The sequence below is a fragment of the Aeoliella mucimassa genome (genome assembly GCF_007748035.1).
Taxonomy (GTDB): Bacteria; Planctomycetota; Planctomycetia; order Pirellulales; family Lacipirellulaceae; genus Aeoliella; species Aeoliella mucimassa.
Genome location: NZ_CP036278.1, coordinates 776,985 through 792,659, shown reverse-complemented (window position 1 = coordinate 792,659; position 15,675 = coordinate 776,985). Strand labels below are relative to the sequence as shown.

Genomic DNA, 15,675 nt, shown 5'->3' with positions numbered 1-15,675 from the left:
TCCGTTTACTTGCTGCGCGACTCCTCGTGAACGCTTACTTCCGTTTCTGCTGGTAGTGCTTGCTCAGTTTCTGAAGTTCGCTGAACTCACGCTTGCTCAGGCTATCCTGCCCGTGCTTCGATACCTTATCGAGCAGCTCGTTCAGCCGACGTTCCTGGGCGTCTTCTCGCGGCTCGTCGTCGGGGCGATGCACCCGCAACGGTGGCTTCCGCTTGAAACTCGGCATCTTGAAACTGGTCGGCACGTAATCGGTCAATCGTATCCGCGAGTTGTAATACAGGTAGGCGAACAAGGCGCCGCCAAGGTGGGCGGTAAAAGCCACGTGGCCTGAGCGACTCATCGCCCCCCACATGTCGCCGCCGACCACCAGCACTCCCAACACCCAAGCGGGCATGGGAATCACGAACATGAACAGGATGGTCACCCGCGGGTAATAAAAGATAAACAGCATCAGAACCGCGGTCACGCCGCCCGACGCACCGAGCATCGGCACCCCTAACGGCCCAAACCGCTGATTGCCACCATCGGGCACCATCGACTCAATTAAACACCACGCAGTACCGGCAATCACGATGCCGAGCAGGTAGAACACCAGGAACTCACGGCCACCGATTTTTTGCTCCACGGCTCGACCTGCGAACCAGAGCATGAACATGTTGCCGAAAATGTGCCAGTAGTCCCAAGGACTGTGCAGGAATCCGTAGCTCAGTAATTCAAAGAACCGCCATGGTTCGTAATACCAATGCTCGTGCAGACTGAATAGCGAGTCGAAGTTCGACGGAATCCGCGGATCGTTGCTGCGGAAAATCAACTGCAATACGAACACGATCGCATTGATGATGATCAGCTTGACCACCACCGACTGCGGCGAGCCCAGGGTGTAGCCGGACTGCCCGTAGCCGTAGCTACCTTCGTAGCTGGCGCGTCCGTAATCGCGTTCGTTCAGGCCCATGGCGAGCGTAATCCTCCAGTGATGCTAGCACAGACAGCGGTCGCCTACCGCGCCCGCAGGGTACCATATCGTAACGCGATCAAACGACAAAGAGCGTTCACCGAGCGGGGGCGTTGGCTGACGTGTAGCCGCTACCTTACCCTTTAACTCTAGTTCATCGATTTGGCGAGTTCGGTATTTTGCTGAATGGCCTCCTCCAGTAGGCCTTGAGCGTTCGATAGCTGGGTTTCCACCTGCGAGCGGTGGGCTTCGATCGCCTCGCGATCGCGGGTTACGCCGGCCAGATCGGTCCGCAGCTTCTGCTGCTCGGCTTCGTGAGCCGCTTGCACCTTCTTGGCGCTGGCCAACGCGGTTTCCAGCTTTTTGTTGTCCGCGGTCAACGCGTTGAAGTCGGCTTCCATCTGGGTGTACCGCTTCGAAGCTTCCTGGAACAGCAGGTTGTAGTCACGCAGCGACCGGCGATACTTGAACTGCGTGGAACCGTTCCAAGCGTCGCGCGGCACGTAGTTGCCTTCCTGGTCGTAGCCCACCTTGTTCCAGTCGTCGTCGCCCGGCTGGGTGGGGCCACCCTGGCGAAGGTACTCTTCCACCGATTGCGGCGGAATCAACTGCTTGAGCTGCTCGGCCGATACGTCGGTCAGGATCTCCATCTGGCCGTCCGGGTACTGATCGAGCGGCATATTCTCGTACAAAATCCAAGGCGACTGCGTCGTGCTCAGGCGTTGCACCGAACGTTCGTCGAACTCGCCAGCGGGTTGCAACTGCACCTGCTGACCCGCGACGTCGGAAACGCGGAACTCGCCGATGTAGCTCGGGCCACGCTGATTGAGCGGAGCGGGCTGGCCTTGTTCGAACACGTATAAAATCGCACCCGCTTTGATGCCGTGAGGATCAGGAGCCGGCACCGTGAGCGCGATGGTACCGTTGTTGATACCGGCAATGCTGGCATCACGCCACATACGTCCCCGCGCCCGGGTGACCATACCCAGTTCGTGATCGAGATCCCGCACGCTGAGCATGCGACCAGGTTCGTCTTCGCTCGAGCCTTCCATCATTCGCACCGGCACTTCGTCGGCTTCCAGGCTGTTGATCACGCGAAGATTGTTGGTACCAAACTGCAGTCCGTCGACCACCGGTTCGAGCTGTTCGATGCGGGCGAGGTTCTGCTTGTTGTCTTTGCCGTAGACCTGCTGGATACGAAACACTTCGCCAGCGAGGATCAGAAAGGCCAGGCCCAGCAGAAACACGGTTTCGGCCAGCAGCACTTGCGACCAGTGCCAGACCTTCGAGCAAAAGTAACAGGCAACAAACGAGCCCAGCAGCAACAGTGCCAACGTGAGTTGAAAGACGATAGCCATCGAGGGGAAAACCTTGCTGGACGTGGAGCGGTGCCGCGAACCGAGCGGCGTGTAAAAATGGGCAAACTACCTCCTTCGATGATAAATGGGCACCCGTTGTCGGTCAACCAAACTGTGGGGGCACAAATTGCCGTAAGCTGGCTCTGGCGAACCAGTTACCGCCCCCTGGCTGGCACAATCGCTACGACCGGTCGGGCATCGGCCCCCACAGCCGCCGAGCCGGATCGCACGCTGGCTGACGGAGTGCGATTCGGTTACCCGATCTTGGTACCCGACCGTTTTGCCCCCAAAAGCGGAAAACGCGATCGTGGGGGCAATTCTTACGTCGATCGCGATCGGTCTAACTCGTTCGGTATTCGATAGTTGCGTCGTTGCCATGTGTCGTAAGTCAAAAATAAAGCCCCCAGGGTTGGGGCACTAACTGAGTTGGGGGCAAATAGTTCCACCCGCGAAGTGCGAGCAGAAACCGAAGCCAACGAATTGGGCAGATTTGGTAAGAGGAGGTAACGGGACGGACAAAAACCTATACATTTGTATCCACCATTAGAACAAATCCCGCCCGCAAATCAAGCAAAATATTTGGCCATTTGGCTGGCTGCTGCTCTGGCTGGCACCCCCTGACTGGCCGACCGGCCGTGGTCATGGAGCTGCAGAGTTGGAGAGCCGCGGAGAAGCAAGCGGCGGGAGAAACCGCCGAGCGGCAAGAATCATCCGGCCGGTCCACAGCTCAAGCATGCGCTGAAAAGGAATCGTCGCCCAGCGAAGGGTTGGGCTCCGGCGAGTTTCGCGAGGCTAATCGCTACGGTGGATTGAGCCCAAGCACTGCTGGACAAGCCAGCCGTGGCACACGAGCGATACGTTGGAATATCGGGTAAGCTGTGACCACAGGAACCTCCCCCCATTGCCAATCCGGTTGGCCTGAATAGTAGCGATGAAACCAGAAGAAAACACTCCGATCAAGATCATCGCCAGCTTTAAAGATGGCAAACCAGTGCATGAGGAAGTGCCTGCAGCGAAGGTTGACAACAACCATTACCGCCTGCTGGCTTCTCCCGGTTTTGCGCCGGGCGTGGCGAGCGGCGACGAAATTGCCTTTGTCGACTCGGAGCCCCTGGGTTATCGCCTAATCAAGCGAGCCGGCAACGTATGCGTTCAAATGTTCTTGCTGCAATGTTCGACTCGTGACCGCAACCACATTGCGTCGGTGGTAAAATCGATTGGAGGATGGGTGGATGGAGGCTTGGATCATTCCAATGGCCACCTATTGATACTCACGTTTCCTGTTTTGGTAGGTTTTGAATCCATCGAACAAGCCATGGCCAGATTATCCGCGCACTTCCCGGACTCCCAGTGGATGTATGGCAATGTTTATGAACTCAGCGATGGCACAACGCCTCTCAATTGGTGGCTCTGACAATCACCACAGCTATTCGGCGGAATGAAATAGCAGCGCCGAGACGAATCTTGTTTGCATCGGAATCAATTTGTCATGGCGACGTTTTTTCCTAGTTAACTGCTTTGCAGCCCCAATGCTTATCGCAATTCGCCTACGTCTGCTTGCTATCTTGCCAATCCTATTGGCAACTCCACCCGTCTCTCTGGCGGGAATCTTGATAGCCCCTGGCACGTGGATCGAGCAAGCGGAGAATGTGGATTGCGTGGTGGTTCATATTCCTCCCGTTTCGCTAGAGGAGGAACTGCGGGACCAGGACTCCATCAACGTCGAGCCGACTTTGTGTCGGGCAATCCGCGAGAAGTACCCGCAGAGTGGACTCTACACCAGCGGCGACTCCCCCACCTTACTGTGGGCGTTTCCCGCGCTCTGGTTGGATCACCCGGCGTATGTCGCCGACGATCGGGCGTCGGTAGTCTTGCCGGGGGACTTCACCAAACTCGAGTGGCCGGGGTGTTACCGCGAGATTGCCACGTTCTTGTCGTCGTCGGGCGAGTACCACACGGTCTACTACGACGACATTGCCCCACATCTTTGGTTGAAGCAGGTGCTCGCCGAAGACCATACGATTCGAGTGACAAGTACCGAGTACGACTACCAATACCAGGAGTTTTCGATTCGCACGAACGTCGGCGAGACGATCACGTTCGATGCAGCGACAGGGCAAGTAAAACAGTATCGCGATCCCATCCGCAGCACCCTCTTCGTGCTGGCCTGGCTCCCCGCGCTGGTGCTCGTGTTCTGGATCGCTCGCCGTAGAGTTTTATCGCGCAGGGCAGTGTCTTCGTCCCGCGGAGACTGAGTCGCGAGCGGTCGGAGTACCCTGGGAGTGCCCTACCCTGGTGATTTCTGCCACTCCACGTCGCCGACGCCGGCTTGGTGATTGGCCGCGCGGGCGAGGACGAACAGCAGATCGCTAAGGCGGTTGAGGTAGGCAATCAGTTCGCCGCGGATCGATTCGTCGCGCATGAGTTGGGCGAGTTCGCGTTCGGCTCGGCGGCAGACACACCGCGCAATGTGCAGGCGGCACGAGGCTTCGGTGCCGGCCGGCAGGATGAACGCCTTGAGCGGGGGCAACGCTTGCTCGAAGTGGTCGATGTCGTCTTCGAGCGCGGTGATCGTGGCCGCCTGGATGAGCATGGTCCGCGGATTCGACGTCGGGGTGGCCAGTTCGGCTCCCAGGTCGAACAGCTCGTTCTGCACCCGGGCGACGGAGTTGTCGATGGCCGAAAAACTGGCCGGGTTGGTTGCCAGGGCCGCACGGGCGAGGCCGAGGTGGGCGTTGAGTTCGTCGACCGTACCATAGGTGGCCAGGCGTGGATGATCCTTCTCCACGCGCTGGCCGCCAAACAACGAGGTTTGGCCGGTGTCGCCGGTCTTGGTGTAGATTTTCATGAGGGGCTTTCGGCTGCCGGCCGTCAGCATTTCGAGGTTTCGGCGACCCCGCTGGTGGTGGTCCGCGAAGGGTCGCCGAGAGCCGCTAATCTCTTAAACGTTAAAGAGGAAATGGCAGACGTCACCGTCTTGCATGGTGTATTCTTTGCCTTCGACGCGAAGCTTGCCAGCCTCGCGAATGGCTTTCTCGCTTTGGTACTGCACAAGGTCGTCGACCGAGTAGACTTCGACGCGAATGAACCCCCGTTCGAAGTCGGTGTGGATTACGCCGGCTGCTTGGGGACCCGTGGCACCGATGGGAATGGTCCACGCGCGAACTTCCTTTTCGCCTGCGGTAAAGTAGCTTTGCAGCCCTAACAGGTTGTAGGCCGCCCGGGCCAGTACGGCGAGCGCTGGTTCGGTGAGTCCGACGCTTTCGAGCATTTCCTGTCGATCGGCTTCGTCGAGTTCGGCCAGTTCGGCTTCGAGCCGCGCACAAACCGGCACCACTTCGCCCCCCTCTTCGAGCGCCCGCTCGCGGACTCGCTGCACATGGGGGCCGGTGCCTTCGAGGTCGTCCTCTTCGATGTTGGCGACATACAACACCCGCTTGCTCGTTAATAGCTGCAAGCCATCGATTTCTTTTTTCTGATTGGGGTCGTCGCACTTGATCGTCCGCACCGGCTTGCCTTCGTCGAGCACGGCCTTGCACATTTCGAGCAACTCGACGCGGCGCTTCGCGCCTTTGTCGCCGCTACGGGCGGTGCGGCGAGCCTTTTCGATCTGCGTGTTCACCGATTCGAGATCGGCCAGCATCAGCTCGGTATCGATGGTTTCGATGTCGCGAATCGGATCGACCTTGCCATCGACGTGGGTGATGTCTTCGTCTTCGAAGCAGCGAACCACGTGCAAAATGGCGTCGACATTGCGGATGTGCGACAGGAATTTATTGCCGAGGCCTTCGCCCTCGCTGGCACCGCGGACGATGCCGGCGATGTCGACCAGTTGGAGGATGGCAGGCACCACTTTTTGCGTTTTAATATACTTCTGAATGGTGTCGAGCCGCCCGTCGGGCACCGGCACCGCGCCGACATTCGGCTCGATGGTGCAGAACGGGTAGTTTTCGCTGGCAATGCCAGCAGACGTCAGCGCGTTGAACAAGGTGCTCTTGCCGACGTTCGGTAGGCCTACGATGCCTGCCTCCATAGTGGGGGTTCCTACAATACTGGGGGGCGGGAAAGCAAACGCTCAAGTATATCGAACCCGGCCCTCACGCGGCAGTGGAGGAAAACCGGCCAGCGGCTGCGTTTTGGCCTGAAATTTGGCCTGCGGGAGCGTGGGAAACGGGCAGTCGTTTCGACTTTCCCCCAGCGACACGGATAGCCACCGCCGCGCCCGGTGGCAATAATGGGAACTAGCGTCCCTCGATCGCTTAACCCGAGAAGGAATGGATACTTATGTCTGCTGCCCGCCCCCTGTTTTGGTCGTTTCTCATCCTCAGTGCCTGGCTGCTGAGCGCGGTCCCCTCGATGGCGGATCCCACAGAAACTCCGGTACCAGTCGACGAGCAGCAAGTCGAACCACCGGCCGCGGAATCAACAAGTCCCGAGAATAATTCGGAAACAGCCCCTAGTAACGATGACGCTGCCGACAACGAGGCCTCGCCCGAGGAAGACGCCACACCGGCGGAAGAGGCCAAGCCGATGCCAGGTCAGGAAGACCTGGATAAGGCCACCGAGCTGAAGCTCACCATGAACAACGGTGGCGATGGCCGCCAGATTAGCGAAGTGATTCAACTGCTCGCTTCGGCTCTGAAGAAGGGCCTCGACGACGAGAGCACCAAGTTCGCCCAACAGATGCTGGCCTCGACCCTCATGGAGCGCGGCAAAGGTCTGGCGACCGTGCTGCTCGACCAACCCGTAGCCAACGCCGCTCAGGACCCCCGCTGGGTGCAACTGCGATTCATCGCCTTGTCGGATCTCGCCAACGCGGTGAAGCTCGACCCCACGGAGTTCGAAGGGTGGATCCTGATCGGGCGGCTGCACCTGCTGCCGGGCGGCGATCAGCAGTCGGCCACCACGGCGTTCAACAAAGTGATCGAAGCCGAAGACATCGCGGTAACACTCAAGGCCGAAGCGTACGCCTATCGGGCGGTGTCGCAAGAGAAGGACGAGGACAAGCTGGCCGATCTGACCAAGGCCATCGAGATGGACGCCGCCGAAGGCAAGTACCGCTTGATGCGCGCCAGGCAGTTGATGGTTGGTGACGAACTCGACAAAGCGCTGGCCGACATCGACGCAGTGATCGACGTGACCCCCGACAACTACGAAGCCCACGAGCTCCGCGGCATGGTGCTCACCGAGCAAGGCAAGAGCGAAGAGGCCCTGCAGAGCTTCGATCGCGCGACGGAACTCGACGCCGAGAACATCATGCCTTACCTGCAACGCAGCGAGCTGTATGGCAAGCTCGGCAATCCCGAGCAAGGCATTGCCGAAGCGACCAAGGCGATCGATCGCAACGAAGACAATCTGCTGGGCTACTTGTTGCGGGCGGACCTTTACTTGCGGAATGGCCAGTTCGAGGAAGCCCTCGGCGACGCCCAGCGCGTGGTGAAACTGCGCCCGACGTTCGCTCCTGCGATCTTCCTCAAGGCGCGCATCTACGACGAGATGGGCAACACCCCCAAGGCGCTGGAGCAACTCGAGACCCTCTCGCAGCTCATGCCCGACTCGATGGAAGTGAATCTGCAAATCGCCGTGTACGCGCTGAAGCTCGAAATGCCCCGCAAGGCCATCGAGGCCCTCGACCGGGCGATCGTCATCAACCCGGAAGAAGCGCTGCTCTACCGCTACCGAGGTGACTCGCGACTGAACATCGGCGAACATGTCGAAGCGGTGAAAGACTACAACAAGGCCTTGGAGCTGGAGCCGGAAGACTCGGGCATCATGAACAACCTGGCCTGGACCTTGGCCACGAGCCCCAACGATTCGGTACGCGATGGCAAGCGAGCGATTGAGCTGGCCACCAAGGCGTGCGAGCTGACCAACTACCAGCTGCCGCACATCCTGAGCACGCTGGCGGCGGCTTACGCCGAGACCGGCGACTTCGAGGCGGCCAAGGAATGGTCGCAAAAGGCCGTGAACATCGGCGACCCCGACGACGACGCCCAACTGGCCGAGGAACTCGAAAGCTACAAACGCGGCGAGCCCTGGCGTGAGGACAAGGAAGAAGACGCCGGCGAGCGCGAAGGAGCCGAGAAGCCGAGCGTCGCCGAAGAGCGCCGCACCGAGCTCGAAAAGCCATCGGGCAGCACCCCTGCTCCACGCCGCTCGATCGACTTCTAGCGTGCGGTCATATACGGAAGTCGCTGCCATACTTGCCAGGTGACTGCGTGCTCGTTCTTTTCGTCGCGCGGGTAGCTGGTCGATTCGAGCTTTTGCCACGCGCGAAAGTCGATCATCGGAAAGTGCGTATCGCCGGTTGGGCTGGCTTGCACGATGGTGTAGTACAACCGCCAGGCGTGCGGCAAAGCCAGGCGGTAGATCTCCGCCCCGCCGACGACGAACGCTTCGTGGTGGTCCATTTCGGTCGTGGCGACCAACCCGCGGGCTTCGTCGAGCGTGCGGGCGACCAGCACTTGTGGGTGCGGCGACTTGTACTCCTTTTGCCGAGTCAGCACAATCGTCACTCGGCCAGGCAGCGGGCGGCCAATCGACTCGTAGGTCTTACGCCCCATGATGAGCGCGTGCCCCATGGTCAGCTTTTTGAACCGCTGCAAATCGCCTGAAAGCCGCCAAGGCAGCTCGCCCTGGTTGCCAATTACTCCGTTTTCGGCCACCGCAACCACGATTGAGAGCTGAGTCTCGGAGTGGGTGGAATCGGAATCGCCCATCTGAATCAAACCGCCACGGGGGCAGCAATGTGAGGATGCGGGTCGTAGCCCGTGAGTTGGAAGTGCTCGTACTTAAAGTCGAACAATGAATTGACACTCGGTTCGAGCTCCATGGTCGGCAACTCGCGCGGCTCCCGCGACAGTTGCTTTTGGGCTTGCTCCAAGTGGTTATCGTACAAGTGGGCGTCGCCGAGCGCGTGCACGAACTCACCCGCTTCGAGCCCGGTGACTTGAGCCACCATCAACAACAGCAGCGCGTACGACGCAATGTTGAACGGCACGCCGAGAAACACGTCGGCACTCCGCTGGTAAAGCTGACACGACAAGCGGTTGTCGGCCACGTAGAACTGAAACAACAGATGGCAAGGTGGTAGCGCCATGTGTTCCAGCTCGCCGGGGTTCCAGGCGGTGACGATCAACCGCCGGGAATCGGGATTCGTGCGAATTTGCTCCACGACGTCGGTCAGCTGGTCGATCACCCGCCCGTCGCAACATTGCCAGCTCCGCCATTGCTTGCCGTAGACCGGTCCCAAGTTGCCCTGGTCGTCGGCCCACTCGTCCCAGATGGTCACCTTGTTATCCCGCAGGTACTGCACGTTGGTATCGCCAGCGATGAACCACAGCAGCTCATGAATGATCGACCGAGTGTGCAGCTTCTTGGTGGTGACCAAGGGAAAACCTTCCGCCAGGTCGAACCGCATCTGATGCCCAAACACGCTGCGAGTGCCAGTGCCGGTGCGGTCGCTCTTCGCGGTGCCGGTTTCCAAAACGCGGTGGAGCAGATCGAGATACTGTTGCATGACAGGCGACGCGTAGCAAAGGGAGCACAAAAGGAGCAAGAAACAAACAGCATAACACAGCTGCAATCCGTACCGCGAGCTGGCCTACTTCTGGGCCATCAACTCTTCTACCAGCTTCGCGAGAAGCTGCGGATCGTCCTGCTCGCGGAGGTGCGCGATACGGTCGGGCTTGATTTCGAGCTTCTCCAACGCGGCAACAATGTACTTCCATTGCCGTTCGCGGGCTTTGCCTTCGGCCAGATAGAGTTCGGTCACCAGCTCGCTTAACCGCTGCAGCGAAACCGCATCGCGATTGTCGTAGTACCGCTTGATGATGTTCTGTTGGTATTTCGAATATTCTTTGGCCATCGCCGGAGAGTTCCTTGCTGAACAAAATAATCAGGTCACAGTCGTCCGATTTTACCGGCCAAGTAGCCGATCGCCCAGCCGGTTGAATTGCCTGCTAGTAAGTGCTGTTTTCGAAAGTGCTTATTTTCTGATGTCCCGAATTGCATGCTGCCTGGCATCGGTTCCCCACAATTGATAGCAGTGCCAGTGCAACAAAAACCGTGCTTTCGAATCGAAGGTCGGATCGTACTGAATTTGCCACTCGAGGATCTCAGGAATAGAGGGCCAACAGGCGTTCGTCGCTGCATCAACCGTGCGGGTGAACTAGGGTTTATCGACAGAGAAGAAGATGCTGTATGTCGGCAATCGCTTAGCGACTGCCAAAATCCGTACAACCGTCCCATTCCTCCCTTTAGGTCGCCGGGACAAAGGTCTCGGTACACACGTTTTTATTTCAAGCCAACACCGTTCGTTTGCGAGAAATGCGATGGGTTTTTTAAAGAGTTTTTTCGACGACGTTTTCGCCGACGAACGTCCGGCTGCCGTTTCGGTGCCGCCAACCAGTAGCTTCGAGCAGATCAGCGAGAGAGATCTGGAAGCCCACCTGCAAGTCGATCGCTACGGCGACTTCCTGCTTACCGGTGCTGTGCGCCCTTCCTTTAATCTGGAAGTGGTTCCGACCGCTGGGTATCGGCACGATGTGTATCGGGACGAAGAAAATCGTACCGATGTACCAGTACTCATGGCGGCAGCGTCGCGTGAGTACCTGATGGATATTTTCATGGAACTCATCGAGCAACTCGGCCCCACGGTCGATGTGGTGCTCGAGACCAGCCATGGCCATCGCGCGGGGCATCACACCGATTTGTATCGCGAACATATCGACATGCCGATCCTGCAGAGTACGCTCTGGGATTTCGAAGACCTGCTGCTCAACGACGGCTGCACCGGCATTGCGGTGCTGAATCCGAAAGTGCCGCAGGAAATCCAACTCGACGAGCACAAACTGCTAATCGCCTACGGAGCGAACCTGTCGTCGTACGAAGAGATTCTCGACGAGCACCAACTCCCTTGCCGGGAAGAGATTCGCTTCATTACCGAAGCGGAGCACGTGCACTCGAGCAACGAAAGCTACGTGCGTGAGTTCGAAGAACTCAAGATGCGACTCGGCATGGATGGTGAGTAATCGGTCAAGAGCTTCGTGCAGGTCGCCCGCTCGTCGTAGCGTGCGTCCCCTGCCCTGGCTCGCACCCGAATTGCTCGAAACGTAATCAACAAAAAAGCCGACGCGGCCATGGGGCTCGCGTCGGCTTTTCTTGTTTCGTTTGGTGCCCCCCATGGGGTCGTCAGCGAGTTTAACCACGCTCAGCGGCAAACAGTTTTTCGAATCGCTCGCGAGTTGCGTCGAACATCTCCGCAACACGTTGCTGCAACGCATTCAAATCCGCGTAGTCGAGCAGGTAAGCCAGCTTGGCCAGGTCGTGCTCGTCGCTCGGGATCTCATGCCGACCAGTGGAGTTCATCAACCGAATCCGGGCTTCGACGCTTCGCTGGAAGCGATAGCTCTCGCGGAAGAACTCGGCGTCGTCGGCTGCCAGGTACCCCTGCTGCTCCAGCGCGGTCAACGCCTGCAAGGTGCCAGGCACGCGAATGCTCGCATCGTCGCCGCCGTGCTTGAGTTGCAGCATCTGCACGAGGAACTCGGTATCGACCGTACCGCCGCGGCCCCGTTTCAGGTTCCGCGGAGTCGCGGTTTCTTCCATGCGACTTCGCATCTCGCGAATCTTGTCGGTATTCTCTGCGGTCCATGGCTTGCCAAAAGCAGCCTGATGCACCGCCCGCATGGCGTAGGCCGAAGCGACCGGCGTGCCATAGATGACGCGTGCCTTGCAGAGCGCCTGGCGTTCCCACAGATCGGCCGAACCCGACTCGAAGTACTTCAGGAATCCATCGATCGGCACCGCCAGCGAACCACTCTTGCCGGTAGGTCGCAGCCGGGCGTCGACCTCGTACAGCCGACCAAACGGTCCGATGCGGCTGGCATGCGTGATGATTCGCTGCCCTAGATCGCTGAAGTAATGATTGTTTGATGTGGTGGCCGAACTGCTGATCTTCTCGCCAGAGCGGGCCGTGTGGAAAGTCCGCCCTTCGGCTTCGTACAGAAAGACCACGTCAAGGTCGCTATGGTAGTTCGGCTCGTGGCCGCCGAGTTTGCCGAGGGCCAGGATCACCAGCCCGCACTCTTCGCCTTCGCGATTGGCAAACCGCTCGCGAAGTTCGTCGGATACCTCGGTGTCGTTGGCAAACGACGGAATGGTCGGGGTGCCGAACTTGCTACAAAGCTTTTCGGCTTCGCGGTCGGCAATGTTACGCAGGCAGACTTCCGCGACATCGGACAAAGCGGCTTGGGTGTTCTCGACGTGATCTTTGTTCAAGATGTCGCGAACACCGACTCGCAAATGCTGAGCGTGCTTGAAGCTGTGCAGGATCGGGTCGACGTCTTCCGCCCCGCGAGTCAGCTCGGCCAGCGTGGCTTCCAGCATCTCGGGCGTGGGCAAACTATCGACCAGCAAGCTATCCATCAGCTCGTCGATCATACCAGGATTCGACGTGAGGATACTCGACAGGTACGGGCAGGCCGCACAGAGTTTCACGTACAGGTCGAGCGACGGTCGGTTCGAGCGAAACAGCTCCCACAGGGCCGCTTTACCGCCGAGCGAGTCGCTTACCTGGCTAAGGTTCACGAGTGTTGCGTCGGGATCGGGCGTGGCGGCAATCGCTTGCAGCAACTTCGGGGCGATCGACGCCAGGAAGTGCCGGCACCGACGTGTCGACAGGAAGCGAATCTTCTCGGTCGCCAGGGCCATCAGGTTGCGATAAGCCCCCTGCGTATCCTGGAACTTGTACTTGCCGAGCACCGCGTCGATCTCCTCCGGCAGCGGGGCCGGATTATTCACCAGGTCGATCTCAGGCTCCAGATGAGCATCTTCGCCAAAGGCGTCGTGCAGCAAATGGTTCAGGATCTTACGGTTGATCTCTTTGCGCTCGCGGAAGTCCTCCTCGAACGCGGCCAAGGCCGACCGCTCGAGCGACGGGCGATAGCCCATGCGAATGGCCAGCTTCCGTAGTTCGTCGGGATTCTCCGGCAGCGTGTGCGTTTGCAGATCGTAAAGAATCTGCAGGCGGTGTTCGAGCTTTCGCAGCAAGCAGTAGTTCTCTTCGAGCAGCGTGCGTTCCTGAATTCGCAGGCACTTCGCTTCCTCGAGATTGGCAATGCCTTCGAGGGTGTTGCCGGTGCGGACTTCGGGCAAGGTGCCGCCGTTGAGCATTTGCAGGAACTGAATGGCAAACTCGATGTCGCGGATACCGCCGACGCCGGTTTTAACATCAATTTCGTGCGTGCCATGCTGACGCGTACGAGTTTCGATCTGCCGCTTCAGGGTTTTGATGCCAGTGATGTCGGCCAAACTCAGGTAGCGATGGTAGATCCAGGGCTCGAGTTCCGAAAGCAAACGCTTGCCGAGCTCGATGTCGCCAGCGATCGGGCGGGCCTTGATCATGGCCTGCCGTTCCCAGGTGCGTCCTTTAATATCGTAGTACGCCCGGGCGCGATCGTACGTGATGCAGGCGGTGCCGCGCGAGCCTTCGGGCCGCAGCCGCAGGTCGACACGATAGGTGGTGCCGAGGTCGGTTGGTTCGGTGAGCAGTTTCACCATGTCGCGGGTCAGGCGTTCGAAGAACTCCTGGTTGGTCACTTGGCGACGCCCGTCGGTGTTGCCATCCCCTTCGCTAATAAGGATCAGGTCGATGTCGCTCGAGTAATTCAGCTCAAGGCCGCCAAGCTTGCCGAGGGCGAGCACCACGAACCCGGCCGGGCGGCCTTGGAACATCGGCACCCCCATCCGCTCCTCAAGCGCCCGGCGGGCGAATCGCTGGGCGGCTTCCACCGCGGCGTCGGCCACGAACGAAATCTGGCGGGCGATGGTCGGAATCGGTTGTTCGCGAACAATGTCGCCATAGGCGATTCGAAGTGTCTCGCGGCGTTTGAACGTCCGCAGAATACGCATGGCTTCCGTGGGTTGCTCGACGGAGAGGATCTCGCCGACCAGCTCTTCGACCAGCACCTCGCGGGCGACCGGCTGTCCCTCGGTCATGCGTAGCAGGTCGTACGCACCGCTATCGACGATCAGCAAATCGCTCAAGTACTGGCTGGTGCTGAACATCGTAAGCAATCGCGGCAACGCCTCGCGGTCGCGTTCGAACAACGCACAGGTGGCCATCGGATTGCGGGAAGCGACGATGAACCGCTCGAGGTTGTTCCACGCCATGTCGGCGTCGGCCAGATTGGGAGCCACGTCGGAAAATTGCTGGCAGAGGTCAGCAAGCAGATCGAGCGTAACGCCAGACTCGGCCATGCGGCGCAAATTGCCGTGGCCGGTGTTTGTTTGGCGTAGCCGCAAAGCCTCGTCGAGCCACGGCTTGGCCATCGTGGGCTCGTCCAGGTATTGCCGGAGCAATTCGATCTTCATAACCAGGTCGCAAAATAGAGGCGACCGCCTGGAGGTCCACTCTCTCTCGAAGGATGTATTGTAACCAGCTGACTGGGGAAAGTCACTATTCAGGTAATGTATTTCGCAGGCTAATTATTTAAATACCCAAGTGTTTGCCGCACGTCTACGGGGCTCTAGACCTGCTGTCGGATGTCAGCAAGCTCCGGAGTGTAACACCAACGCTCCCCGAATTCACTAGGGAAGCACAAGGATCATCCAAGCCAGGTTGCCGGCCTCGCTGGCGGCTCCCCAGGGATCGCACGGCCACCAGTGCCGCCGGCGGGGGGCACAGCTACCAGGGCGATAGTGCCCGAGCGTGTACTGGCACTCGCCTGGACAGTTAGCTGCCATTAAATAGGGCAACGCGGGAAGCGTGCCAAAGAAGTGGGCGGTCGACACCGCTGGCTGCAAGGTCCAATGGCAACCGTAGCCGTACCGCTCGGCGTTGATTTCCTCGAAATACAGCGGATTATGACGCGTCGCCGCGGCCTGCCAGCGGTAAACCTGGGTCGGCCAGGGCCGCGGAACGTTGCCGACCAGCACAAGATTGTTTTCTAAGGCAGCAGCTTCGTCGGGTGGCAATTCTCCGTCAGGCAACGAGATATCGATGCCGAGCGTGCCGATCGGCTTGCCATAAATTGCCCGGCTCGCTGCTGGCTTTTCCACCGCCTCGGCCGCCATCGGCGAAACCACCTCGGACTGGAGCATCTCCAGCGACTGCGCATCGGCGACCGCTGCCAGGCATACCAAGATTGCAACGAACCACAGCCTTTGAGCTTGCATCGCTCTTCCCCCCAAGCGCGCGACGAACCGCCCGGTACGGATGCACCGGTGTTGTCAGCATCGACCGAGCGGGCTGGCGAACTTTAGCTAGCCGAGCGTGGTTCGCGAGGCGTGGAATAGCCCGAGCGGCTACGTCAAGCATTTTTTCGGTCGATTTTTTACGAGAAACTCGGGCACCAAAAGTTT

Annotated in this window: 13 protein-coding genes; 4 read left to right on the top strand and 9 right to left on the bottom strand. The window is 59.2% G+C overall.

Features of this window, described 5'->3' with window-relative positions; all coding sequences use genetic code 11:
• Positions 1 to 34 precede the first annotated feature (34 nt).
• Positions 35 to 952 carry a rhomboid family intramembrane serine protease gene (locus Pan181_RS03235; RefSeq protein WP_145245462.1) on the bottom strand — a complete coding sequence of 306 codons (918 nt, stop codon included), beginning with the start codon at positions 950 to 952 and terminating at the stop codon, positions 35 to 37.
• A gap of 149 nt (positions 953 to 1,101) precedes the next feature.
• A complete protein-coding gene (locus Pan181_RS03230; RefSeq protein WP_145245461.1) occupies positions 1,102 to 2,310 on the bottom strand; it encodes a hypothetical protein in 1,209 nt (402 codons plus the stop codon).
• A gap of 931 nt (positions 2,311 to 3,241) precedes the next feature.
• Between Pan181_RS03230 and Pan181_RS03225 the strand changes: the two genes are divergently transcribed.
• Together Pan181_RS03225 and Pan181_RS03220 are read left to right on the top strand one after the other, a co-directional pair.
• A complete protein-coding gene (locus Pan181_RS03225; protein ID WP_145245460.1) occupies positions 3,242 to 3,724 on the top strand; it encodes a DUF4265 domain-containing protein in 483 nt (160 codons plus the stop codon).
• Positions 3,725 to 3,887: 163 nt separating this feature from the next.
• A complete protein-coding gene (locus Pan181_RS03220) occupies positions 3,888 to 4,565 on the top strand; it encodes a hypothetical protein (protein ID WP_145245459.1) in 678 nt (225 codons plus the stop codon).
• Between the two features lie 32 nt (positions 4,566 to 4,597).
• Here the strand turns inward: Pan181_RS03220 and Pan181_RS03215 are convergent, their stop codons facing one another.
• Complete coding sequence (locus Pan181_RS03215) at positions 4,598 to 5,158, bottom strand: cob(I)yrinic acid a,c-diamide adenosyltransferase (RefSeq protein ID WP_145245458.1); 561 nt, start codon at positions 5,156 to 5,158, stop codon at positions 4,598 to 4,600.
• A 93-nt stretch (positions 5,159 to 5,251) separates the two neighbouring features.
• A complete protein-coding gene (ychF, locus tag Pan181_RS03210; protein WP_145245457.1) occupies positions 5,252 to 6,343 on the bottom strand; it encodes a redox-regulated ATPase YchF in 1,092 nt (363 codons plus the stop codon).
• Positions 6,344 to 6,594: 251 nt separating this feature from the next.
• Here ychF and Pan181_RS03205 point away from each other — a divergent pair, with 251 nt between their 5' ends.
• Positions 6,595 to 8,481 (top strand): tetratricopeptide repeat protein, encoded by a 1,887-nt coding sequence (locus tag Pan181_RS03205; RefSeq protein WP_145245456.1) that lies wholly within the window; start codon positions 6,595 to 6,597, stop codon positions 8,479 to 8,481.
• On the opposite strand, the gene Pan181_RS03200 is transcribed toward Pan181_RS03205, so the two are convergent.
• The 3 genes from Pan181_RS03200 to Pan181_RS03190 form a co-directional block, all read right to left on the bottom strand.
• Positions 8,478 to 9,029, bottom strand: a complete 552-nt coding sequence (locus Pan181_RS03200) for a dihydrofolate reductase (RefSeq protein WP_145245455.1) — start codon at positions 9,027 to 9,029, stop codon at positions 8,478 to 8,480. The two genes, Pan181_RS03205 and Pan181_RS03200, sit on opposite strands and share 4 nt — an antisense overlap.
• A gap of 5 nt (positions 9,030 to 9,034) precedes the next feature.
• Positions 9,035 to 9,829, bottom strand: coding sequence for a thymidylate synthase (locus tag Pan181_RS03195; protein ID WP_145245454.1), 795 nt, complete (start codon positions 9,827 to 9,829; stop codon positions 9,035 to 9,037).
• An 84-nt stretch (positions 9,830 to 9,913) separates the two neighbouring features.
• Positions 9,914 to 10,177 (bottom strand): hypothetical protein, encoded by a 264-nt coding sequence (locus tag Pan181_RS03190; protein WP_145245453.1) that lies wholly within the window; start codon positions 10,175 to 10,177, stop codon positions 9,914 to 9,916.
• A gap of 466 nt (positions 10,178 to 10,643) precedes the next feature.
• Between Pan181_RS03190 and Pan181_RS03185 the strand changes: the two genes are divergently transcribed.
• Positions 10,644 to 11,342 carry a hypothetical protein gene (locus Pan181_RS03185; RefSeq protein WP_197528867.1) on the top strand — a complete coding sequence of 233 codons (699 nt, stop codon included), beginning with the start codon at positions 10,644 to 10,646 and terminating at the stop codon, positions 11,340 to 11,342.
• A 169-nt stretch (positions 11,343 to 11,511) separates the two neighbouring features.
• Here Pan181_RS03185 and glnE read toward each other — a convergent pair whose 3' ends face one another.
• Complete coding sequence (gene glnE, locus Pan181_RS03180; protein WP_145245452.1) at positions 11,512 to 14,685, bottom strand: bifunctional [glutamate--ammonia ligase]-adenylyl-L-tyrosine phosphorylase/[glutamate--ammonia-ligase] adenylyltransferase; 3,174 nt, start codon at positions 14,683 to 14,685, stop codon at positions 11,512 to 11,514.
• 216 nt (positions 14,686 to 14,901) lie between these two features.
• A complete protein-coding gene (locus tag Pan181_RS03175; protein ID WP_145245451.1) occupies positions 14,902 to 15,489 on the bottom strand; it encodes a hypothetical protein in 588 nt (195 codons plus the stop codon).
• Positions 15,490 to 15,675 lie beyond the last annotated feature (186 nt).

Excerpts from the sequence above, each read along its gene's own strand:
- glnE (WP_145245452.1), bottom strand. The coding sequence starts at position 14,685 with ATGAAGATCGAATTGCTCCGGCAATACCTGGACGAGCCCACGATGGCC.
- Pan181_RS03230 (WP_145245461.1), bottom strand. The coding sequence starts at position 2,310 with ATGGCTATCGTCTTTCAACTCACGTTGGCACTGTTGCTGCTGGGCTCG.
- Pan181_RS03175 (WP_145245451.1), bottom strand. The coding sequence starts at position 15,489 with ATGCAAGCTCAAAGGCTGTGGTTCGTTGCAATCTTGGTATGCCTGGCA.
- Pan181_RS03195 (WP_145245454.1), bottom strand. The coding sequence starts at position 9,829 with ATGCAACAGTATCTCGATCTGCTCCACCGCGTTTTGGAAACCGGCACC.
- Pan181_RS03190 (WP_145245453.1), bottom strand. The coding sequence starts at position 10,177 with ATGGCCAAAGAATATTCGAAATACCAACAGAACATCATCAAGCGGTAC.
- ychF (WP_145245457.1), bottom strand. The coding sequence starts at position 6,343 with ATGGAGGCAGGCATCGTAGGCCTACCGAACGTCGGCAAGAGCACCTTG.
- Pan181_RS03185 (WP_197528867.1), top strand. The coding sequence starts at position 10,644 with ATGGGTTTTTTAAAGAGTTTTTTCGACGACGTTTTCGCCGACGAACGT.
- Pan181_RS03225 (WP_145245460.1), top strand. The coding sequence starts at position 3,242 with ATGAAACCAGAAGAAAACACTCCGATCAAGATCATCGCCAGCTTTAAA.
- Pan181_RS03200 (WP_145245455.1), bottom strand. The coding sequence starts at position 9,029 with ATGGGCGATTCCGATTCCACCCACTCCGAGACTCAGCTCTCAATCGTG.
- Pan181_RS03215 (WP_145245458.1), bottom strand. The coding sequence starts at position 5,158 with ATGAAAATCTACACCAAGACCGGCGACACCGGCCAAACCTCGTTGTTT.
- Pan181_RS03205 (WP_145245456.1), top strand. The coding sequence starts at position 6,595 with ATGTCTGCTGCCCGCCCCCTGTTTTGGTCGTTTCTCATCCTCAGTGCC.
- Pan181_RS03235 (WP_145245462.1), bottom strand. The coding sequence starts at position 952 with ATGGGCCTGAACGAACGCGATTACGGACGCGCCAGCTACGAAGGTAGC.